General features: G+C 36.2%; 22 protein-coding genes. 11 read left to right on the forward strand and 11 right to left on the reverse strand.

Going from position 1 to position 19,779, the window contains the following annotated elements; all coding sequences use genetic code 11:
- Nucleotides 1-94 precede the first annotated feature (94 nt).
- A complete protein-coding gene (locus G6R09_RS02745) occupies nucleotides 95-529 on the reverse strand; it encodes an RDD family protein (protein WP_163920386.1) in 435 nt (144 codons plus the stop codon).
- Nucleotides 522-1,949: a coniferyl aldehyde dehydrogenase gene (locus tag G6R09_RS02750; RefSeq protein ID WP_235860157.1), complete on the reverse strand. Its 1,428-nt coding sequence runs from the start codon at nucleotides 1,947-1,949 to the stop codon at nucleotides 522-524. The genes G6R09_RS02745 and G6R09_RS02750 overlap by 8 nt, the downstream gene beginning before the upstream one ends.
- Nucleotides 1,950-2,131: 182 nt before the next feature.
- Here G6R09_RS02750 and G6R09_RS02755 point away from each other — a divergent pair, with 182 nt between their 5' ends.
- Nucleotides 2,132-2,785, forward strand: coding sequence for a glutathione S-transferase (locus G6R09_RS02755; protein WP_065166795.1), 654 nt, complete (start codon nucleotides 2,132-2,134; stop codon nucleotides 2,783-2,785).
- Nucleotides 2,786-2,879: 94 nt separating this feature from the next.
- Here G6R09_RS02755 and speG read toward each other — a convergent pair whose 3' ends face one another.
- Both speG and G6R09_RS02765 read right to left on the reverse strand, forming a co-directional pair.
- The gene (gene speG / locus G6R09_RS02760) at nucleotides 2,880-3,404 is read right to left on the reverse strand and encodes a spermidine N1-acetyltransferase (protein ID WP_060999366.1); all 525 of its coding nucleotides are present in this window, start codon (nucleotides 3,402-3,404) and stop codon (nucleotides 2,880-2,882) included.
- A gap of 138 nt (nucleotides 3,405-3,542) precedes the next feature.
- A complete protein-coding gene (locus G6R09_RS02765) occupies nucleotides 3,543-4,442 on the reverse strand; it encodes a LysR family transcriptional regulator (RefSeq protein WP_163920388.1) in 900 nt (299 codons plus the stop codon).
- Nucleotides 4,443-4,573: 131 nt separating this feature from the next.
- Between G6R09_RS02765 and G6R09_RS02770 the strand changes: the two genes are divergently transcribed.
- Both G6R09_RS02770 and G6R09_RS02775 read left to right on the forward strand, forming a co-directional pair.
- Nucleotides 4,574-5,113 carry an NADPH-dependent FMN reductase gene (locus tag G6R09_RS02770; RefSeq protein ID WP_163920390.1) on the forward strand — a complete coding sequence of 180 codons (540 nt, stop codon included), beginning with the start codon at nucleotides 4,574-4,576 and terminating at the stop codon, nucleotides 5,111-5,113.
- Between the two features lie 156 nt (nucleotides 5,114-5,269).
- Nucleotides 5,270-6,652 carry an endonuclease/exonuclease/phosphatase family protein gene (locus G6R09_RS02775; protein ID WP_163920392.1) on the forward strand — a complete coding sequence of 461 codons (1,383 nt, stop codon included), beginning with the start codon at nucleotides 5,270-5,272 and terminating at the stop codon, nucleotides 6,650-6,652.
- An 81-nt stretch (nucleotides 6,653-6,733) separates the two neighbouring features.
- On the opposite strand, the gene G6R09_RS02780 is transcribed toward G6R09_RS02775, so the two are convergent.
- A complete protein-coding gene (locus G6R09_RS02780) occupies nucleotides 6,734-7,063 on the reverse strand; it encodes a hypothetical protein (RefSeq protein WP_163920394.1) in 330 nt (109 codons plus the stop codon).
- A gap of 221 nt (nucleotides 7,064-7,284) precedes the next feature.
- On the opposite strand from G6R09_RS02780, the gene G6R09_RS02785 reads away from it, so the two are divergent.
- The 3 genes from G6R09_RS02785 (at nucleotide 7,285) to G6R09_RS02795 (ending at nucleotide 10,190) form a co-directional block, all read left to right on the forward strand.
- Entirely contained in the window at nucleotides 7,285-7,524 is a 240-nt protein-coding gene (locus G6R09_RS02785) for a hypothetical protein (RefSeq protein ID WP_240345690.1), read from the forward strand.
- 639 nt (nucleotides 7,525-8,163) lie between these two features.
- The gene (locus G6R09_RS02790; RefSeq protein WP_065166790.1) at nucleotides 8,164-8,826 is read left to right on the forward strand and encodes a TrkA family potassium uptake protein; all 663 of its coding nucleotides are present in this window, start codon (nucleotides 8,164-8,166) and stop codon (nucleotides 8,824-8,826) included.
- The gene (locus G6R09_RS02795) at nucleotides 8,823-10,190 is read left to right on the forward strand and encodes a TrkH family potassium uptake protein (protein WP_065166789.1); all 1,368 of its coding nucleotides are present in this window, start codon (nucleotides 8,823-8,825) and stop codon (nucleotides 10,188-10,190) included. Before G6R09_RS02790 ends, G6R09_RS02795 begins: the two co-directional genes overlap by 4 nt.
- 86 nt (nucleotides 10,191-10,276) lie before the next feature.
- On the opposite strand, the gene G6R09_RS02800 is transcribed toward G6R09_RS02795, so the two are convergent.
- From G6R09_RS02800 to G6R09_RS02820, 5 genes are all read right to left on the reverse strand, one after another.
- On the reverse strand, nucleotides 10,277-10,936 hold the full coding sequence (locus G6R09_RS02800; protein WP_163920396.1) for a YdcF family protein: 660 nt from the start codon (nucleotides 10,934-10,936) through the stop codon (nucleotides 10,277-10,279).
- Nucleotides 10,937-11,210: 274 nt separating this feature from the next.
- Nucleotides 11,211-11,753 (reverse strand): YaeQ family protein, encoded by a 543-nt coding sequence (locus G6R09_RS02805; protein WP_060999382.1) that lies wholly within the window; start codon nucleotides 11,751-11,753, stop codon nucleotides 11,211-11,213.
- A gap of 97 nt (nucleotides 11,754-11,850) precedes the next feature.
- Entirely contained in the window at nucleotides 11,851-12,138 is a 288-nt protein-coding gene (locus tag G6R09_RS02810; RefSeq protein WP_163920398.1) for a GIY-YIG nuclease family protein, read from the reverse strand.
- Between the two features lie 112 nt (nucleotides 12,139-12,250).
- Nucleotides 12,251-12,910 carry a YceH family protein gene (locus tag G6R09_RS02815; protein WP_065166787.1) on the reverse strand — a complete coding sequence of 220 codons (660 nt, stop codon included), beginning with the start codon at nucleotides 12,908-12,910 and terminating at the stop codon, nucleotides 12,251-12,253.
- Nucleotides 12,911-13,092: 182 nt separating this feature from the next.
- On the reverse strand, nucleotides 13,093-14,067 hold the full coding sequence (locus G6R09_RS02820; RefSeq protein WP_065176694.1) for a diguanylate cyclase: 975 nt from the start codon (nucleotides 14,065-14,067) through the stop codon (nucleotides 13,093-13,095).
- Between the two features lie 215 nt (nucleotides 14,068-14,282).
- Between G6R09_RS02820 and G6R09_RS02825 the strand changes: the two genes are divergently transcribed.
- From G6R09_RS02825 to G6R09_RS02840, 4 genes are all read left to right on the forward strand, one after another.
- Nucleotides 14,283-14,735 carry a DUF3069 domain-containing protein gene (locus G6R09_RS02825; RefSeq protein ID WP_065166785.1) on the forward strand — a complete coding sequence of 151 codons (453 nt, stop codon included), beginning with the start codon at nucleotides 14,283-14,285 and terminating at the stop codon, nucleotides 14,733-14,735.
- Nucleotides 14,736-15,123: 388 nt separating this feature from the next.
- A complete protein-coding gene (locus G6R09_RS02830) occupies nucleotides 15,124-16,398 on the forward strand; it encodes a winged helix-turn-helix domain-containing protein (RefSeq protein WP_163920400.1) in 1,275 nt (424 codons plus the stop codon).
- Nucleotides 16,399-16,753: 355 nt separating this feature from the next.
- Nucleotides 16,754-17,710, forward strand: a complete 957-nt coding sequence (locus G6R09_RS02835) for an SPFH domain-containing protein (RefSeq protein ID WP_065166783.1) — start codon at nucleotides 16,754-16,756, stop codon at nucleotides 17,708-17,710.
- A 14-nt stretch (nucleotides 17,711-17,724) separates the two neighbouring features.
- On the forward strand, nucleotides 17,725-18,183 hold the full coding sequence (locus G6R09_RS02840; protein ID WP_163920402.1) for an NfeD family protein: 459 nt from the start codon (nucleotides 17,725-17,727) through the stop codon (nucleotides 18,181-18,183).
- Nucleotides 18,184-18,269: 86 nt separating this feature from the next.
- On the opposite strand, the gene G6R09_RS02845 is transcribed toward G6R09_RS02840, so the two are convergent.
- On the reverse strand, nucleotides 18,270-18,590 hold the full coding sequence (locus G6R09_RS02845) for a hypothetical protein (protein ID WP_065176697.1): 321 nt from the start codon (nucleotides 18,588-18,590) through the stop codon (nucleotides 18,270-18,272).
- A gap of 183 nt (nucleotides 18,591-18,773) precedes the next feature.
- Here G6R09_RS02845 and G6R09_RS02850 point away from each other — a divergent pair, with 183 nt between their 5' ends.
- Complete coding sequence (locus G6R09_RS02850) at nucleotides 18,774-19,520, forward strand: hypothetical protein (RefSeq protein WP_163920404.1); 747 nt, start codon at nucleotides 18,774-18,776, stop codon at nucleotides 19,518-19,520.
- Nucleotides 19,521-19,779 lie beyond the last annotated feature (259 nt).

The raw sequence follows: 19,779 nt of genomic DNA on the forward strand, positions 1-19,779 counted from the left end.
TTCTTACTGTATTGAGAATAAAGAAAGCCCCTGCTGTGATTAAACAGCAGGGGCTTTCTTGTATTACACAGATGCTTTTATTGTTGTGGCTGTTTTATTGCAACGGTTTAACCACTACTGTACGGGCTAATTTATCATGCCATCCCTGCTTTCTTTTATCCCATCCAACCCACATTAAACCAAGCCCAAAAGGAATGGTTGACACAAAATAGCCAAAATAACGTATCACCGATTGTTTCAGGCTAGGTTTATTACCGCTGTTAGCATCAACTATCTGCGCTTTAATGACCATTTTCCCGGGTGTAGCTGATTTATAAATCCAAAATAAAATCACCCCAACAAACGGTAATAAGTAATTGAGCATTACATCCATCGGCCCAACAGCAAAACTATCGGTTGCTGGGTACATTTCACCATATGCGAAATACATAAGTGGCGCTGTTATCAATGCGACAATTGCAGTATCAACCAAACTGGCTAATACTCGCGGCCAAAATCCGACATACATCATTGTTATTTGGTCATTCATATCGAGATAGCTTTCTATTTATAATAAAGTTAATCAATCGTTTACCTATTTTTCCATACGGCGCATAGAGATATTTGTTTGAGCTCAGCGCAGCTTGTTGCATCACTGGGCGCATTTTGGATAAACGCTCAAACCCTTCACGACCATGGTAATGCCCCATACCGCTGTGACCGATGCCACCAAAGGGTAAATCTTCCTGCGCGACATGTAACATAACATCATTCAATGCAACCCCACCTGAACGTGTTTGATCTAATACTTGCTGTTGTACTGCTTTATCGTTACTGAATAAATACAGTGCTAATGGACGCTCTCGTGCATTAATATAATCCAATGCTTGTTGAAGGCTCTTATACGTCACTACAGGCAATAATGGCCCAAAAATTTCACGCTGCATAACTGTCATCGCGTCTGTTGGCTGGCAAACAAGTTGTAACGGAAACTTGCGTTGTTGTGGATCAGGGTCTGAATGAGGGATCAAATTAATCACCTTTGCGCCCTGCTGCTGTGCATCTTTGACGGTATCACACAAACGAACAAAAGCAGCATCATCAATAATTGATGTGTAATCAGGATGCTGAATATCGGTAAACCGTTGTGCCATGATCGATTGTGCGTGTTTGATTAGTTCATTTTCTAAATCTTCAGGGATCAGTAAGTAATCAGGTGCAACACATGTTTGACCACTGTTATAAACCTTACCGCCAAGAATACGTGATAACGCTGTATGTAGATCATAATCATCTGCCAAGATAACCGGTGATTTACCACCAAGTTCCAACGTTACAGGTACTAAATTAGTTGCGGCTGCCGCCATAACAGCTTTACCTGTAGTAGTAGAGCCGGTAAAAATCAGATGATCAAACGCTAGCTGTGAAAAAGCGATACCTGTTTGGCCCTCTTCGGCAATAATGCATATTTGATCATCACTGAATTCATGACCAAACAATTGCTGTAATAACTGACACAAAGAAGAGGAATTTTCTGACATTTTGACCATGACACGATTACCTGCCGCTAATGCTGCTACCATCGGCGCAATCGTCAAAAATAGTGGATAATTCCACGGCACAATAATACCGACAACACCTAACGGCTGTGGAATAACTTTATTCTTTGCCGGTTTAAACCATAACGATGTATGTCGACGCTGTGGCTGTATCCATTTCGGCAAACGTTTAATTGCATCGTTAATTGATTCTAACGAGGTAAATATTTCAAGAAGTGCTGTTTCAGTGGCTGAACGACAACCAAAATCAGAGGCTATTGCTTGACAAATCTGTGTCTGATTTTGGATTATCAATTGCTTTAATTTATTTAAATCACTGATACGACTATCTAAAGAGGGCATAGATTGCTGCATAAAAGCCTGATGCTGGCGCAAGCGGTAATATTCAAGTTTTGCAACTGATGTCATCATAGGTTGGTCATCTTCTAGTATAAAATCTATCAAACTGTATACCTAATATACTCATAGCAATACTCTCTAGAACAGCATTATTTTGTTCTCCATCGCATTAAAATCACAGCCGATATCTTATTATTAAGAATATGTACTAAACTTAATTATCATTAAAGGACAGAATTTTTGGGAGGGATCAGATGACAAAACCAATATTATATAGTTTACGTCAATGCCCTTATGCTATACGGGCACGTTTAGGTTTACGTTTGGCAGAACAAGATGTAGAAATGCGTGATATATCCCTAAAAGACAAACCCATCGAAATGCTGGCAGTAACATCAAAAGGCACTGTCCCTCTTTTAGTATTAAATAATGGCGATTATATTGATGAAAGTCTGAATATTATGATTTGGGCGCTGAACCAACATGATCCACACAACATACTATTAGCTGATAATAGCCATTTATTTACAGATATGATCAACCTTATAGCTCGTAATGACTGTAAATATATTGCCGCACTTGAACACTACAAAGCTGATATCCGTTACCATAATCCCGATATCGCTATTTATCGTAATTTATGCCGTTCTTTTCTTGATGATCTCGAACAGCGCCTTAACAAACACCGCTTCTTGATGTGTGATAATCCAAGCCTTGCTGACTATGCAATTTTACCTTTCATTCGTCAGTTTTCTCATGTTGAGCGACAATGGTTTCGCCATGCTCCCTACCCTAAATTACAGGCTTGGTTAGAAATGCATTACCAAGATCCTATATTTTCACAGATAATGAAAAAGCACCCTCGTTGGCAATCTAGCGACACCTCATGCCCACATGAAATAGCATAAAAGATAGGTATCTAACCAATAATCGAAGCTTGAAGCATTAGTCATAGGCTAAAAAATTATTCCCCTGACAGCGTTGCACTGTCAGGGTATTTTATTATTTGTTACGGCTAGCGATATACTCGTCTTGCAACATATACATACGCTTAACGTCAGTATATTGACCGTTAATGAAGATTTCCTTCACTAAATGGCCTTCTTCAATAAAACCGCACTCTTCATATAAATGAATCGCTTTTTCATTTTCAGTTGCAACGTGTAAATATACTTTATGCAAGTTCAAAATCGTAAAGGCATAATTTAAAGCACGGTTAATTAGTGCACGCGCATAACCACAACCTTGAAAATCAGGTGCAATAATAATCTGGAACTCTGCACTACGGTGAATGCTATTGATTTCAACGAGCTCAACAAGACCAATTGATTCTTTATCATTATTTTCAGCAATAAAACGTCGCTCAGTGCTGTCATGAATATGCTTACGGTAAAGCTCTTCCAGCTCATAAAATGACTCATACGGCTCTTCAAACCAGTATGACATAATGGCACGGTTATTATTAAGCTGGTGAATAAAACGTAAATCAGTTTGTTCTAAAGCACGTAGACGAATTTCATTATTCATTATGGTTATCCATTTCCTAAAAATCACTATTGTAGAATAATCTATTAGTGAACTTGTTGTGTTCTAGAAAATATCACTAAAACGTAAAAATAAAAGATGTAAAATGTAAATTTTTACGACAATATGCTAAAAATACAATTAGCCGCTCACTTTGCACTCCAACAGTTCGATAAATCGCCGCACTTTCGCTGATAGATGTTTGCGACTGGGATAAACAACATACACATTTACTAATGTACGGTCGTATTCAGGCAATAGCGCCACTAACTCTCCGTTTTCTACTTCTGATTCAATATAAAACTTGGGTATATGGCAAATTCCTACCCCGCCTACAGCCATAGCGACCATCATCGGCGCGCTATTACAACGTAACTTTTGTTGAACATCAACGTTAAACGGTCTGTCATCAGCTGCTGTATATTGCCATTGGTTTGATTTTTTAAGATTGCTATAACATAAACACTGATGATGAATCAATTCCGATGGATGTTTTGGCACACCGAATTTTTGAATATAACTTGGCGCAGCAACAGTGCATATCGGACTGCTAAAAAGACGTTTACAAATAATACTTGATTCAGTTAGTGCGACTGATGCACGAATAGCAAGATCATAACCATCAGCAACAACATCAACCGTTTTGTCATTTAAATCAATATCTAATTGCATATCAGGATACAAGGCTAAGTAGTCACTAAATACCTGCTGTAAATATGTTGTCCCTAACCATACCGGACAGCTTATTTTAAGGGTGCCTCTTGGATTTAAGCTGTCTTGTGAAATAAGCCCTAATGCTTGCTCTGCATCTATAATTAATTGTGTACATTCTTGGTAATAAGCCTCCCCTTCAGGAGTCAATGCCAGCGAGCGTGTCGTACGATTAAGCAACCGTACACCCAAGCGTGCTTCTAATTTATTAATTTCTTTACTAATGTGTGAATTTGAATGTCCAAGCATTTCAGCAGCAGCACTAAAACCACCACTTTTAACAACTTGAACAAAAATAATGATGCCATCAAATAATTTATTATTAGTCATATGGAAATAGTTAAAATACTTTTGGCCTATTAATTAATTTAGACTATCAATATACACTGAAACAACACCAACAAGGTATCGTTATTAACCAATAAATATAGCGAATCCAAGATTATAATGAAGGATTAAACATGAAATTACTTACTTTTGCCGCTAGCAGCAGTCGCCAATCAATTAATAAGCACCTTGCAACATATGCAGCATCATTAGTTACGAATGCTGAAATTGATTTATTAGATATTAATGATTTTGAAATGCCACTTTATAGTATTGATCGTGAAACTGAATCAGGTATTCCATCATTAGCGCAAGACTTTTTGGATCGTATCGCTCAAGCTGATGCCATAATCATCTCTTTTGCAGAACATAATGGTTCATATACTGCCGCCTATAAAAACCTCTTTGACTGGGCATCACGTATAAACCCTAAGGTTTACCAAAATAAACCAATGGTATTACTGGCCACTTCCCCTGGCCCTGGTGGTGCAAATACAGTATTAACCACAGCCGTTACTTCTGCACCGTATTTTGCAGGTGAAGTAAAAGCTTCGCTATCAATACCGAGTTTTTATGATAATTTTGACTTTGTTACCGCTAAAGTAACGAATGAAGATATTAATATAACATTAACAACCACAGTTAATAGCTTAACTGAAAATAAACAGTCATAAATAAAAAATAGATATTAGTTCCAAACTAAATAATAACATGATGCTGTAGCAGTATTGATTACAAAAAAGCTCTACCGAGATCACTATTAATAATAAATCTATCAGTATAATTTAAGCCAACTAATGATAGTTGTTGCTAATTAACTGAGATTACGGATGAATTTAATTAAAAGTCTTGCTGCTATTGCCATTACTTCAGCCCTGTTAGGTGGATGTAATAGCCATAATACAAATAGCGTTAAACCTGTGGCAAAGGATGTCACTATCGCTACCTTTAATCTGTCATTTGATCGCAGTAGCTTTGAGCAACTCGTTGATGAAATGCAAACCTCTCCTGCTGAGCAACAAGCATTAATTAAAGGCTTTAATGACAATACTCTTACTCCAGAACAAAAACAAAAAGCCCTTAAAATTATTCAAATCCGTAACGTTGCTGCAATTATTCAAACCAAACGCCCTAATGTCATTCTTTTAGCTGAGTTTAATAATGATGGCAAAGGTGAAAATACTGCTGCACTGACAGGTTTCCAAGATAATTATCTTTCTATTGGTCAAAGTCCAAATAGTATTGATGGTGGTGATACGCTAGAACCAATCAAATACCCGTTCTTTGAGAGCTATGCAACCAATACAGGTTTAATGAGCGGCTTTGATCTTAATAACGATGGAAATGTAAATTCAGGTCCTAACGATGCGTGGGGATTTGGTTCGTATCATGGTCAATATGCCTTTTCACTAATGTCACAGTATAAAATCGACACAGCTAATACCCGTACCTTCCAAAACTTTAGATGGAAAGATCTCCCTTCAGCAGAAATGCCAACAATCACCAATTGTAATGATCCTGTAAATAAAATACCTAAAGGTATGGCGTGTGGTGATGACTGGTACACCCCAACTGAATGGGACAATCTACGTTTATCATCAAAAAATCACGTTGATGCACCGATCATTATTCCAACCGCTAATGGCGAGCAAACCATTCATATTTTGATGTCACATCCAACACCACCAGTATTTGATACGGTGACTCAAAAGAATAAAATGCAAAACCGCGATGAGATTCAGTTTTGGAATAACTACATTACCCACGGTGACTTTATTTATGATGATAAAGGCACAACTGGCGGCCTTGCAGAAAATGAAAAGTTTGTAATTGTTGGTGATTTAAACGCAGATCCTTATGCTGGTGATGGTTACCGCCAAACAATTGAAAGCTTATTAAATCATCATCGCGTAAACCAAACTGCGACGGATGGTGAACTGACGCCTAGTAGCTTAGGGGCTGAAACTTGTTTTAGTGATGGCGAATGTCATCAAGATAACCCTTATCCAAATCGTTTAACCAGTAATTTTGGTTTACAAGTCGACCACGCAATTCCATCCAATAATCTTAATATCACTGCTTCTGGCGTATATTGGCCAGCGCATGATGAACAAGGTCGATTACTTGTTAACGATGCGCGTATCGGCAAAAAAGGAGCAGGGAAAGACGTATCTTCTGATCACCGTATGGTATGGATAAAAGCAGCTTTATAAGCCTATTTGTATCTACCGTTATGTAAATTAAGGCACTTAGGTTAAACAACTAAGTGCCTTTTAATTTCAAAAAACTTGTAATTAAAACAAATTTGGCTGATGACTATAGTCAGCACTTAGTGTCTCGATTGAAGTCACGCCCTCAAAATGGGCAATCCATGCCATATTGCTGCGGGGAAATTCTTTTGCTATGGCTTTTTTGAGTTGTTTTAATAAACTCACGCTATCAAAAGTGCATGTTTTAGAATCAAAACCAAACTGCTTAAAGATAAAACGATCAACATCTTGCTTTAGCACCACAATACCACGATCTTTTTTAAATGTTCTTGCTTCTATCGCCTCACCTGCCACCATATCAGTCAACGCTCTCTGAAAAGTATGATGCAATTGAGAAATATGAACCTTAGCCATGACGAACTCAACTTACTTATAATATTAAAGGCAATAATGCATCATAGAATGTTGTTATCACTCGCCTCTATTCAATTATAATTAACGTTAGTATAAATAAGTCTTAAATGATCATTATTTCAACTAACGTCAAGCAGTTATCGGTTCGTATTGCTGTTGTTAACCTGAATCGGCCTCGATATAATTCAGAATCTTACCTTTATTAAAGAGAGTTATTTATAATGTCACGCTTTAGCCAATTTTTTCATGCCTACTGGAAGTTAATCAGCTTACTCATACTCATTCTTATAACCGTTTTATCTTTAACACCTCAAGCTGAATTACCTATTGTTGCAGGCACAGATAAAACCCATCATTTCATTGCTTACGCTGCTTTAATTTTTGCTGTCGCATTTGTAAAACCTAAGCAATGGTTCGCGATTGCCGTTTTTTCTTTTGCTGGAGCGGTGCTATTGAATTGATCCAACCTTATGTTAATCGGTATGGTGAATGGCTCGATTTGGCTGCCAATACTGGCGGGTTAATTTCTGGCTTTATTGTTGCTAGAGCAATGGCTTATATTTGTCGAACTAGGCATTAATACGTTAATTCCATCATTATTTATTCGATTACCTAACCAATTGTTGACAAATTAATGGTTATTTAGGTTTATTTTGTCTATATATAAATGACACTGTTTGTGGTCGATGCAAGCAATATAGCCATACAATATCGGCTGATAATTCAGCATATATAGAGTGAATAACACAATTAGAACTAAATATAAGATTACTATTTTCAACGCTATTATTGCTTATATTTTAAACAAAACAATAAAAGTCATATTTAATCATGAAGTTACGATTGGCATGTTATTTGACTGTAATAAAATATCAATGAAACCTAAAATTCATTAACTTGAATTACATATAAAATGCGAGCAATATCCGAAAATTATATCTAACCGGAATTTGATGTTTCTGTGTGCATCGTCATAATAAAAATGACTTAACGAAATGGATACTCAGTAGCATAGAAATCGCTAATTTGTTAATTCAATGTTTTTACAATCAACAACAAAACAAATAAAGCATTACTCAAAAGTAATGTGGGGAAAAAGAATGAATCCTGAAGATAAGCAGTTTGCTGTAATTGGCCTTGGCCGATTTGGTATGTCGCTATGTGAAGAACTTAGCGAGCGCGGAGCACAAGTATTAGCCATTGATGTTAATGAGATATGTGTTCGTCAAGCAGCCGATATTGCCACGCAAGCTGTCGTCGCTGATTGTTCAAACGAAGCAACCATTGCCGAACTAAAACTTGATGATTATGATTTAGTGATGGTTGCTATCGGTGACGATATCAATGCTAATATCTTAACGACATTATTATTAAAAGATGCCGGTGTTAAAACTGTCTGGGTCAAAGCCAAAGATACCCCACATTGTAAAATCCTTTCAAAAATTGGCGCTGATAAAATCATAAGACCAGAACGTGATATGGGTATTCGTATTGCTCGCAACATGTTAGATAAACGTGTATTTGAATTTTCAGAACTTGGCAGTGGTATTTCTTTAGCTGAAGTTGTCGTAACAGCACGGAATATGGGCAAACCCCTTTCACAACACCCTTGCGCAAGCAGTGATGAAACCCAAGTGTTAGCTCTGAAACGTGGTCCTGAGGTACGTAAAGCTCCTGATATGGAGATGGAAATGCAAGTTGGTGATATTTTAATTATTACTGGCCCTGAAGACGTATTATCAGAAACATTAAGAAAGTTATGAGTTTTATCCCTAATCGGGCAATGTATGTCCCTATAAAAACAGACAAACGCAATAAACGTTGGTCTGAACCAAAAATCATTATCTTTAGCTTTTTAGCGATTTTGATCCCTGGTGCCATTTTATTAACCTTACCGGTATTTTCTGTGTCCGGCTTAAGTTTTGTTGATGCGCTTTTTACGGCAACGTCTGCGATTAGTGTTACAGGACTTGGCGTTGTTGATACTGGCACCCACTTTACTACTAGTGGTAAAGTTTTATTAATGATCTTAATGCAGATTGGTGGCCTTGGGCAAATGACCTTATCTGCTGTTTTGTTATATATGTTTGGCCTACGCGTTAGTCTACGCCAACAATCGCTAACAAAAGAGCAACTCGGGCAAGAAAAGTTTACCAATATACGTTTACTGGTTAAACACATCATTATTTTCGTTATTGTCTGTGAATTGATTGGTACTTTTTTTCTATCACTGCGTTGGGTACCAATGATGGGATGGGATAAAGGTCTATTTACGGCTGTTTTCCACTCAATATCAGCATTTAATAATGCGGGTTTTTCACTGTTTTCTGATAATTTAACCCAATATGTTGATGATCCTTTAGTGATTATCACTATTGCTATGCTCTTTATTCTAGGGGGTTTAGGCTTTACGGTTATTTCAGATTTACAACGAAATTCACATCGTGGTTTTCATTTTTTATCACTGCATTCAAAAATAATGATTATTGCGACACCAATATTATTACTTGTTGGCACAATAATGATTTGGTTGCTTGAACACGATAATATGCAAACATTAGGTAGCTTAAATACTTCTGGTCAATGGCTTGCAGCATTCTTTCAATCAGCAACAGTACGTACAGCAGGCTTTAACAGTGTTAATATCGGCGCATTTACGGAGCCTGGTTTATTAGTTCTGATGCTTTTAATGCTAATTGGTGCAGGTTCAACATCAACAGGTGGTGGTATTAAAGTATCGACCTTTGTTGTTGCAATTTTGGCGACCTGGTCATTTTTAAAACAGCGAGATCGGGTCGTTTTATTTAAACGCACCATATCCAATCAAACCGTAACCAAATCACTGGCAATTATTGTCGTCAGTGGAATTGTGCTATTGATAGCGATGTTTGCTTTAATGCTGACAGAAAAAGCGCCTTTCTATGAAGTCATGTTTGAAACCATTTCAGCCTTTGCAACCGTAGGTGTAACCGCTGGTTTAAGTGCAACTCTTTCTGAACCCGGTAAATACATTATCATTGTGGTTATGATCATTGGTCGTCTTGGCCCATTAACATTAGCTTATATGTTAGCGCGTCCAAAACCTACATTGCTTCGTTATCCTGAAGATAACGTTGCTGCTGGTTAATCGTAACACTCGTTAAAACGATAAAAAAAGCGTGTTTCTAATTATTTCTTTCTGTTTGAAAGTATATAGAAACACGCTTTTTTATATTAATCTCGTGGAAGATCTGACGATAAATGGTCATCGAATCCTACTGTAACGAGGTGTTGATATGCTTGCCACACTGGCTGAGGGATCACTTGTTCAGTTGAAAATCCTAAGGCCGGATAATAGCGAATACGTTGTAAGTCCCCTACCATCACATTGATAGTGTCACCATAGCTAATAACATCGTTAGCAAAGTCATCAAACTCAATCGGCGGAGAGGTTACCAAAGCCGTTTTTGTTGGCCATTGTTTTTCAAATGTTGCCAGTGTTCGACGCTCCATAAATGGTTTTTGTACTAGAATAAAGCTTTGTGGATCAAGGTGCTTATCTTTTAATAGCGCTCGCGTTTTTATAACATTGTCACCCGTATTGGACGCTTGTGATTCAATATAAATACAGTGATTGGGAACACCCATTTCACGTGCTATATTTGCAAAATGTTCAGCTTCTGAGCATGGAAATAGCCCTTGTGTGATTTCTCCAACATTGCCAGAAAATACAATATAAGGCGCATATCCTTGTAAGAAAAGTTGAGCTGCGTACTCAGCAACTCTTATATCATTACTACAAAGCACAAATAAGCAATCACTTTTCAGTAATGATTGATGTAACAAATGATAATCCCAAACAGTTTTAGCTGAACGATAAATGTTTGACGGCATAAGCAATCCTTTGGTTATCTTAAATTCTTATTTCAATAATGATGACGATTAATTGTATATTGCTAATATCAAAAATATCATTCCCATTATAAGTAGTGTTTTGATTTTATTCGTTAACTCACGCTACCATGAGCACCATCAATATGCCACAGCCAAATAATACCAAAACCAATTAACTATGCCACTTCACTATTACTTAAAAATGATCAAAAAAAATGGAATAAGTCTGCACTTATTCCACTCTTTTTAGCAATACACATAATAATCGTATTGATTAACGCTGCCACCATTCTGGCATAATCGAAATACTTGTACCGTGTTGATCACTTAACCAAGCTTGCTCGCTTTCAATCGTTAATTGCAACTGCATTGAACGCTCAACTAACTGCTCTAAGCTCTTTAATTCTTCATCACGGATAAAGACCACTGATACATTTTTTAGAGCACTAATCTTAGATTTATTTGCTTGCCACCACACAGGTGCAGCATGATCACCGTAGGCATAAACAATCACTTTCTTAGCACGATGTGATGCTTTACGGATACGTTTTTCATCAGGTAAACCCAACTCAACCCATAATTCAATTTCATCAACTAAGTTTTTAGTCCATAAATCAGGTTCTTCAGCAGAACTTACACCTTTAGTAAATTGTAAGTCGGTGTCTGCATTTAATCCCCATGCAAGCACTCGCAGCATAAAACGCTGCAATGTTTCTGATGGATGACAAGCAACAGTATGCTGACTATCAAGATAAACATGGCGATCCATGTCTGCTACGTTAATATTTACTTTGTATATAGTGGCACTGATCGCCATGGAAAAACCTTAATGAATGTAATCATTTCTAAATAATAATGTTCGCAGGCCATCGATTATTTATGGCACACACAAACACAAAAATACTGCTGACGTTTTAATCACTAAACAGCATATATAAAGAAGTATTCTGCACAATCAAATCTTCTTTTTGCGCTTTGGTTAAACGTTTTTTAATTCGATACTCAAACTGCATTGCATCGCGTTTAGATTTTACTTGTTGTGACCACATTAACGTTAAAGGGCCTTTACCTTTAAGATATTTAGCCCCTTTTTTACTGTGTTGATGTTCTTCAAAACGACGACCAACATCTGTGGTAACACCACAATAGAGTGTCCCTTGACGAGTACGTATAAGATAAACAAACCAAGGTATGGTAGACATGATAACAAGCCATAAAACAAACAGGCTCAACATATAATGCTGAGCCTATATAAACGATAATGCTGTACGAATACAGGTTGAGTAATCTACCAGTATTCGTAAATAATAGAAACTATTCTGTCAATGATTCTAACATTGCTTGTAATTCAGTCAGTTGTAACTTTAATTGCTCAACGTCTTGCTCTAACGCAATGATTCGCTCTTCATTAATTGTACTACTCGTAGTAGCTGACTTAACGGGAACATAATTATCAACATCGATCTCGCCACTTAGTAAATGCATATAACGGCAATCACGTTTACCTGATTCTTTTGGCAACTTAACAACATAAGGCCCTTTTTCGGCAGAGGCTAGTTGTTCAAGTACCAACTCTGCTTCTTGCGTATCAGCAAAATCACACAAACGATTAGTACGTGTACGAATTTCACCCACACTTTGTGGTCCACGTAATAGCAACACAATAATAGCAGCTAGCTGTTGTTTACTAAATTGCAATGAACCAAATTCAGTATTGCAAAAACGATGTTGGAACTTAGAAACACGACTACCAAAACTTGATACATCGCTCACCATTCGCTTTTCTTTTAGTTCTTCTAATGTATCAAGCACCGTTGCTTCATCAAGAGCCATAACGGGCTCACGACTTGATTTTTGATTACATGCTGTCGTTAACGCATTGAGCGTTAAAGGGTATTGATCTGGAGTTGTAATTTCTTTTTCAAGTAAGCAACCAATCACTCGAGCCTGGTGTTCTGTTAATTGCATATCCATGATCATCCTATTCATCATTACCAAATAGCTTTAGCGTAAGAATACAGTATTGATATTCACCACTCACAAAGCCATTACTACAATACAGTGTAAAAAGACTCTAAGAAGACTAGCACATTTAGCTTTAGCAGCAAGCAGTTAGCTCATCAAATACCGTAATCTTGACCAAAGACAAGTGAATATTAGTTTTCATTATGGCTGACTAAAGAATATGGGTATTCTGCTGTTACAAATTGATCACGACCATTATCTTTTGCCTGATATAGTAAGGTATCAACAGCTTGATATAAATTCTCAACCAGTTCAAGCCCTGTTGGCACCCATGAAATCGCACCTTGGCTCACCGTCAACTGATTGCTAATTAACGAATTCTCATGTGGTACTCCAAGCTGAAAAATTGCATCCTTTAGTCGTTGACACTCTTTAATTGCTTGTTTTTCATCACAATTACAGATTAATATAATAAATTCTTCACCACCATAGCGACCACAAACCTCCCCTGCGCGATTAAATATTTTTTTCAAACTTGTAGACAATAATTTAAGACAATTGTCTCCCTCAATATGCCCTTGAAAATCATTGAATAACTTAAAGAAATCGACATCTAATAGGATAATTGTTAACGGTAAATTGTTGCGTCCATGTAAGGCAATAAACTCTTTTAACTTTTGATCAAGATAGCGACGATTAGCAAGCTTCGTCAGTGGATCTTCATTTGCTTGTTCTAACAATAACTTATTAATTTTCTGTAGCTGTATCGTGGTATGCTCTAACCGTTGTCGCATAACAGCAATTCGGCTCATCGCTTGCATTTTTGCGGCTAAAATAATCGCATTAACAGGTTTAACCAGATAATCATCGCCACCAACATCAATGGCTTTTGCGATAATATGAGGATCATCAAGTCCGCTTAAAAATATTACAGGTACCCACTCTTGATATTGATGCCGAAGTGTGTGAACTAATTCAATGCCATTTTGTTTCGGCATTTCAATATCAATGAGTAACAAGTCGGGCTTAAACTCTGTATAGCAACTCAAGAGCTCAGCACCTGATGATACTGACTTAACAATATGACCAAGATTAGTTAAACATGCCGTTAAATATAACCGTTCACTAGCGATATCATCGGCAATTAAAATCCGCATCACTCCCATATTAGATCCTTATACGATAGCAAGCATACAATATAAAACATATTGCATTGTTCGTGCCATATATGCTGGGTATAAAAAAAATCCCTTAACAGCGTGATTGCACCATGACTATTTACTAAAATAATTTTTATTATAACTTTTATAATCATATATTGACATTTATCAGTAGGAATATAGGATTCCTCCTCTCAAAACACAATGCGTTAGGAAAAACTATGTCTGAAATTAATAGCAACGAAGAGCAAATCATTGAAGAAACAGTATTCACACTCGATGACTGTTCTCCAGAACTTCGCCAAGTAGTCAAGTTTGAAGAAGTGCCAGCAGAGTTGATTGATATGCTTGTGAACGTTTATAAGGTATCAGAGCCTACTTCACGTGAGGCATGGAATACATTGCCAGCCAGCGCACAAAATGTTTTGGATAATTTTGAGCAATTTCACTCTCTTGTTGCACTAAGCCAAAGTTACTCTGGTGTAGACTTCCTTGGTGAAATGCAAGATACCAAATTCCCAGAAGATATGAGTGCAGAAGAACAAGCTGAATACAAAGCATCTATGCTTGATAAAGTGCTGGTTAACTGCGTTAAAGACATGTGTAAACAATTGAAGAAAGCTCGTCGTAACCCGCCAATGAAACGCGAGTTTACTGAGATTTTTCAAAAGTAATTACGATTACAGCTATAAATGATATCTAAAGAAAGAGTATTTATGCTCTTTCTTTTATTTGAAACAACTATTCACTCAGGCTATCAACCATAGTTAAATCTATAAAATGTAAAAATCACGTCAATTAACATCATTTATTGATAAAAAATAACATCTTTGCTCATAAAAAAGTGCTCATATGGCATATTTTTGTTTGTCGCTAGTTTGGAATATTCTTATTTGTAAATTATTTATTTTTTCGATGTGAACAATCATTTAGCCTATTGTATTTCATGGTACTAATTAATATTATCACAACAATTAGATATAACTTTAACACCTATAAGTCATTTTATAACTCTTTCATGATAGAATTGACAAACTAAAAATTAATATGTGAGGTTTATAAATGGCAAATATTGAGCAAATAAGATTTAGAACAAAAGTATGCTTCATTGCAAGCCAAGGCGTACTCAAAACATCTGAATCTACGCTCAAGCTAAATTTGTCAGAACAATATATTCTTAGCTACCTCATCGAAAATCATAGTACTCCTGTCACTAAAGATGAGTTACTCAAGGTTGGTTGGCCAGATCGTATCGTTACTGAAGCCTCACTGTTTCAGGTTATTCGTGCGTTACGTGTAAAACTTAATGAGCAAAACAAAGGTGATGTGATTGAGACATTGCCTCGTGTCGGCTATCAAATTCGTGAATTTACGCGAGAAGAGGTTGATCTAAGCGAACAAAAATCACACTCTATTATTAATAAAATTAATAAAAAGACTGTTGCCTCTGTCGCTATTTTGGGCGTGGCATTATTAGGTAGCGGTGCATGGTATATGTCACCGGCTCAAACAGAACCAACACATTTTTTAACCGAAAATGAAAAAATTGGTACTAATAATATAACGTTCATCACCAAAAATTTAGAACAACAAGTTGATTTAAGAAATAAAATCAAAGCTATTTTTTCACAGCAGGTAGACAAGCACGGAAAAATAATAACAACAGATCATAAAATCTATTTTTATACCTCTGATGATTTTTATTCTATTGCTTGGTGTAAAGTCAAACCAGAAACCAATCAATGTATACCGATGACTGATTTCAGTTATAAAATTGCTCCTGATGAATGGACTCAATTCACTCATCTTATTATTGATAATGAAAAGCTATTTCATGAAGATATTAGTATCGCTTCTGACGCTATCCACGAACCATTGTCAGTGGTCTACCGCTCATATCTTGGCGATTATGGCGTAACATATAAAGTATCAAATTTTTATATCTCGCCAACAGATAAAAATAATGTTTTCGATTACTCAAAAGTCAGTTTTATTGCCGATAAAAAAACTGGACGTTATCAGGCCTTATCACTATCAGCAGAATCGTTAACAATAATTAAAAAGGATGCTCAATTTATTGCGACCTTAAAAATAACTCCTGAAGTTTTTCATTGGGCCTATCAAGCAAATGCCAATTTAAATGAAAATAAATCCATTATCTTTTCTGATGATGATAATGCGTCTAGTTCATATAAAAATAATGCAATTCGTTATGACTATATCATTGCCGCTCAGAAGAAATTACAGCTCATATTAGGTGAAAATTCGGGTCTTTATTGGCTACACAGCAGTAAAAATAATCCATTAACCGTTTTACCAACAAAACATTATAAGTAATTTATCATTTTACATGTTTCCCCTCCCCCCTACGGCTAATAACGATGAAGTGGTAATATAGTGCCACCACCGCCTTTTAGCCATAATTTATTGCCCAATAATGCCTATCGCGCTCCCCTCTTCCAGATAAATAACTACGGTCATGTACCGTAAATATTTCACATTAACACACTCACCCACACTCTTAACCATTATGTAGCAATATGTCATAATATTAGCAATATGTTATGAATATAATTGTTAAATATGATAATGTTCTATAAGGATAATTTATAAAAAACACATTAATAAGTAATGAATCCCCTTATTAATCTATTAGTAAACTCGATGGTTAATCAACATAAGGAATATATAGATGCCGCTTGATCTCATAACTAACTTGCTTACAAGTCCACAACTGTATTTACTGATATTTATTGTTGTTACACTTAAATTAAGCATTATTTTCGTACCACAAAATGAAGCATGGCTCATTGAACGCTTTGGTAAATATCGATCAACCAAGGAGGCCGGTTTAAACTTCCTTATTCCATTTATTGATAGTATTAGTGCCAAAAGAAGCCTCAAAGAAACAGCGGTTGATGTTCCATCACAATCTGCAATAACCAAAGACAATATTAGTCTTGTGGTTGATGGAGTACTCTATTTTCGCGTTCTAGAACCTTACAAAGCAACGTATGGTGTTGATGATTACCGCTTTGCTGTCACTCAACTAGCACAAACGACTATGCGTAGCGAGTTAGGTAAAATGGAACTCGACAAAACATTTGAAGAGCGTGACCTTTTAAATGCAAATATTGTTGCAGCGATTAATACCGCATCTGAGCCTTGGGGTGTACAAGTATTACGATACGAAATTAAAGATATCGTACCGCCAAGCTCTGTGATGGAAGCAATGGAAGCACAGATGAAAGCCGAGCGTGAAAAAAGAGCACAGATTCTTGAATCGGAGGGTGATCGTCAATCAGCAATCAATGTTGCTGAAGGTAAAAAACAAGCGCAGGTGCTTTCTGCTGAAGCTGATAAACAAGAGCAAATTTTAAGAGCCGAAGGTGAAGCTGCTGCTATTTTGGCCGTTGCAGAAGCTCAAGCACAAGCGTTAAGAAAAATCGGTGAAGCCGCAGATACAGATCAAGGTCAAAAAGCGATTCAACTTGAGCTGGCAACTAAAGCTATTGAGGCGAAAAAAGCTATTGCTAAAGAGTCATCGGTTGTTCTTCTTGCAGATGATGCAACCAATGCAAGCTCGATGGTTGCTCAAGGTTTATCAATCATTAACTCAATTAACAAAGCTCAGACAGGTAAATCCTAGAGCTAAGGTGTTATATGTTTAGCAATATTCCGCAAACATTAGTCACTTTAGGGCTATTAGCTCTTATTATCGAAGTACTAATACTCGGTTGCAGTACGTTAGTATTGCTATTTTTCGGCGTTGCTATGCTCCTTACGAGTGGTTTAATTTACATAGGTATTATTGATGCTAATTGGTTGAGTACGATTTCAACCTTAGCGATTATAACGTTGTTATTAACCCTTATACTTTGGAAGCCGATGAAAAAATTGCAAAATAAAGCAGCTAAAACTGATATAAATAGTGACTTTGCTACTATCCAATTTGAACTAGAAAAAAACTTATCACCATCAACGCTGTATCAATATAATTACTCAGGCATTCAATGGCACATTAAATCAACATCACCCATCAATAAAGGTGTTATTGTAAAAGTAGTCAAAAAGGAAGTCGGTATCTTATGGGTTGAACCTATTGATAATACAATTAGTTAAAATAGCATAATAAAACATTTCATCTAAAAATAAGCCGTTAACATTATTTAACGGCTTTTTTAAGTACTATTGCAATATAACACTTATTAATCAACAAGTTCAGTTTTTGCCAATAATTGACAAAACTGATGTTTGATAATTGTTTGGCTAATATAAATAACGTTAATCGTATCATTAAAATACGTATAAGCTAATCGAAATACGGCGTCTTTAGCCGCCACAATTTTATATTCATAAATTCTTAAACCATTATTACGCAATTGTCTAGCCGTCTTTATTTTTGCTGACTGTGTAAGAATTAAATGTGGTAGCCGCTCTCTTACATCTTTATAAATAATTTCTTGATATTGTTGTTGTAAATGAAAAAATTTTCGTAAATGTCTATTTTCGCTATAAGTAATATTCATGGTTTGTTTATCTATTTATACTTTTTACTTATTATATTCCTTAAATTTCAGATATTACAGCTTAAGCAGATTAAATCCCCCTTCAAAAAAAGTGAACATTATCCACAGAATAATTCTTATACTATGCATAAATGACAAATCTGTACCACAATTAAAGTGTACCAGCGAAAAAGGAATACGCTAATGAGTACAAGATTAAGTGATACAGTCAGTATCGAACTACATATTCAAGCCGCTGTTAGGGAAATAGCGACATTTACGGAGCTAACAGCACGTTCGCCGTCTATCGACGATCGAATGCATGAAGCTGTTTATCAAGCTAAGATATTTTTCACGTTATACTTAATGGTGCAGTCACTACATAGTGAGGCCAAAAACACTGCTGCCAATATTCTTTCTCAACACAACATCACGGCGCCTAAAGTTAACTTTGAATGGGTAATACAACATTGCTTTAATATGTTTTATATCTCAAATCACGACTATGCAATAGAGCAAGCGAATACCTGTCGTCAAATAACGACGGTAACATCTAATGATATGTTTAGATGGTTGGCATCTCCTATACCTGAAAACCTTGAGAATATGATAACAGCACTCGCGACTAAGCATGTCAAATTTCTTGCTGACCTATTTTCACAAAAACAAGATATTGATAATGCATTACTATCGGTTTTCAGTCACGCAATGACAAATAATACCTTAGATCTTGGTGTTAAATTATCATCACAGGCAGGTACTCAGTTATTAGAGCAAGTGATCCATTCAAGAACAGGAACTGTATGCCTTATTTTTTTAAATATGACTAACAATAAAGAAGAAAAACAAGCAATAAGCCAATATTTAGCAGATATCGATAGCTTTTATAACACCTTAACCGTTAATGGTTTAAAACAAGGTTTATTTTTTTTAGACAAACTGTCCAAATAACTCTCCTTTCAAATAGAGAATATGTCTCACTCTCAGGTAATCAAGACATATTCTCGACTCACTAGTTTAAATCACGAAAGTTTACACATTAAATATTTTGATTTTTTAACCATATCTTTAGTTATGGATCAGTTAATATAAGCCGCTTTTTATAATGTTGATCGACATATCCAGAGACTGAACTCAGCAATGAATCTTGCAGGAATGACTTTAATGAACCCATCCCTACTATATAGATTCAACTGTTAATTATTATCTT

Origin of the sequence: Photobacterium sp. Alg240-V54, assembly GCF_900537155.1 — a bacterium.
Taxonomy (GTDB): domain Bacteria; phylum Pseudomonadota; class Gammaproteobacteria; order Enterobacterales; family Vibrionaceae; genus Photobacterium.

What these genes read in the sequence shown, in the direction of transcription:
- G6R09_RS02835 (WP_065166783.1), top strand. Translation starts at nt 16,754, where the DNA reads ATGCCGCTTGATCTCATAACTAACTTGCTTACAAGTCCACAACTGTAT.
- G6R09_RS02800 (WP_163920396.1), bottom strand. Translation starts at nt 10,936, where the DNA reads ATGCCGTCAAACATTTATCGTTCAGCTAAAACTGTTTGGGATTATCAT.
- G6R09_RS02845 (WP_065176697.1), bottom strand. Translation starts at nt 18,590, where the DNA reads ATGAATATTACTTATAGCGAAAATAGACATTTACGAAAATTTTTTCAT.
- G6R09_RS02815 (WP_065166787.1), bottom strand. Translation starts at nt 12,910, where the DNA reads ATGGATATGCAATTAACAGAACACCAGGCTCGAGTGATTGGTTGCTTA.
- G6R09_RS02785 (WP_240345690.1), top strand. Translation starts at nt 7,285, where the DNA reads ATGTCACGCTTTAGCCAATTTTTTCATGCCTACTGGAAGTTAATCAGC.
- G6R09_RS02795 (WP_065166789.1), top strand. Translation starts at nt 8,823, where the DNA reads ATGAGTTTTATCCCTAATCGGGCAATGTATGTCCCTATAAAAACAGAC.
- G6R09_RS02790 (WP_065166790.1), top strand. Translation starts at nt 8,164, where the DNA reads ATGAATCCTGAAGATAAGCAGTTTGCTGTAATTGGCCTTGGCCGATTT.
- G6R09_RS02780 (WP_163920394.1), bottom strand. Translation starts at nt 7,063, where the DNA reads ATGGCTAAGGTTCATATTTCTCAATTGCATCATACTTTTCAGAGAGCG.
- G6R09_RS02775 (WP_163920392.1), top strand. Translation starts at nt 5,270, where the DNA reads ATGAATTTAATTAAAAGTCTTGCTGCTATTGCCATTACTTCAGCCCTG.
- G6R09_RS02810 (WP_163920398.1), bottom strand. Translation starts at nt 12,138, where the DNA reads ATGTCTACCATACCTTGGTTTGTTTATCTTATACGTACTCGTCAAGGG.
- G6R09_RS02805 (WP_060999382.1), bottom strand. Translation starts at nt 11,753, where the DNA reads ATGGCGATCAGTGCCACTATATACAAAGTAAATATTAACGTAGCAGAC.
- G6R09_RS02850 (WP_163920404.1), top strand. Translation starts at nt 18,774, where the DNA reads ATGAGTACAAGATTAAGTGATACAGTCAGTATCGAACTACATATTCAA.
- G6R09_RS02830 (WP_163920400.1), top strand. Translation starts at nt 15,124, where the DNA reads ATGGCAAATATTGAGCAAATAAGATTTAGAACAAAAGTATGCTTCATT.
- G6R09_RS02770 (WP_163920390.1), top strand. Translation starts at nt 4,574, where the DNA reads ATGAAATTACTTACTTTTGCCGCTAGCAGCAGTCGCCAATCAATTAAT.
- G6R09_RS02840 (WP_163920402.1), top strand. Translation starts at nt 17,725, where the DNA reads ATGTTTAGCAATATTCCGCAAACATTAGTCACTTTAGGGCTATTAGCT.
- G6R09_RS02765 (WP_163920388.1), bottom strand. Translation starts at nt 4,442, where the DNA reads ATGACTAATAATAAATTATTTGATGGCATCATTATTTTTGTTCAAGTT.
- G6R09_RS02825 (WP_065166785.1), top strand. Translation starts at nt 14,283, where the DNA reads ATGTCTGAAATTAATAGCAACGAAGAGCAAATCATTGAAGAAACAGTA.
- G6R09_RS02755 (WP_065166795.1), top strand. Translation starts at nt 2,132, where the DNA reads ATGACAAAACCAATATTATATAGTTTACGTCAATGCCCTTATGCTATA.
- G6R09_RS02745 (WP_163920386.1), bottom strand. Translation starts at nt 529, where the DNA reads ATGAATGACCAAATAACAATGATGTATGTCGGATTTTGGCCGCGAGTA.
- speG (WP_060999366.1), bottom strand. Translation starts at nt 3,404, where the DNA reads ATGAATAATGAAATTCGTCTACGTGCTTTAGAACAAACTGATTTACGT.
- G6R09_RS02820 (WP_065176694.1), bottom strand. Translation starts at nt 14,067, where the DNA reads ATGGGAGTGATGCGGATTTTAATTGCCGATGATATCGCTAGTGAACGG.
- G6R09_RS02750 (WP_235860157.1), bottom strand. Translation starts at nt 1,949, where the DNA reads ATGATGACATCAGTTGCAAAACTTGAATATTACCGCTTGCGCCAGCAT.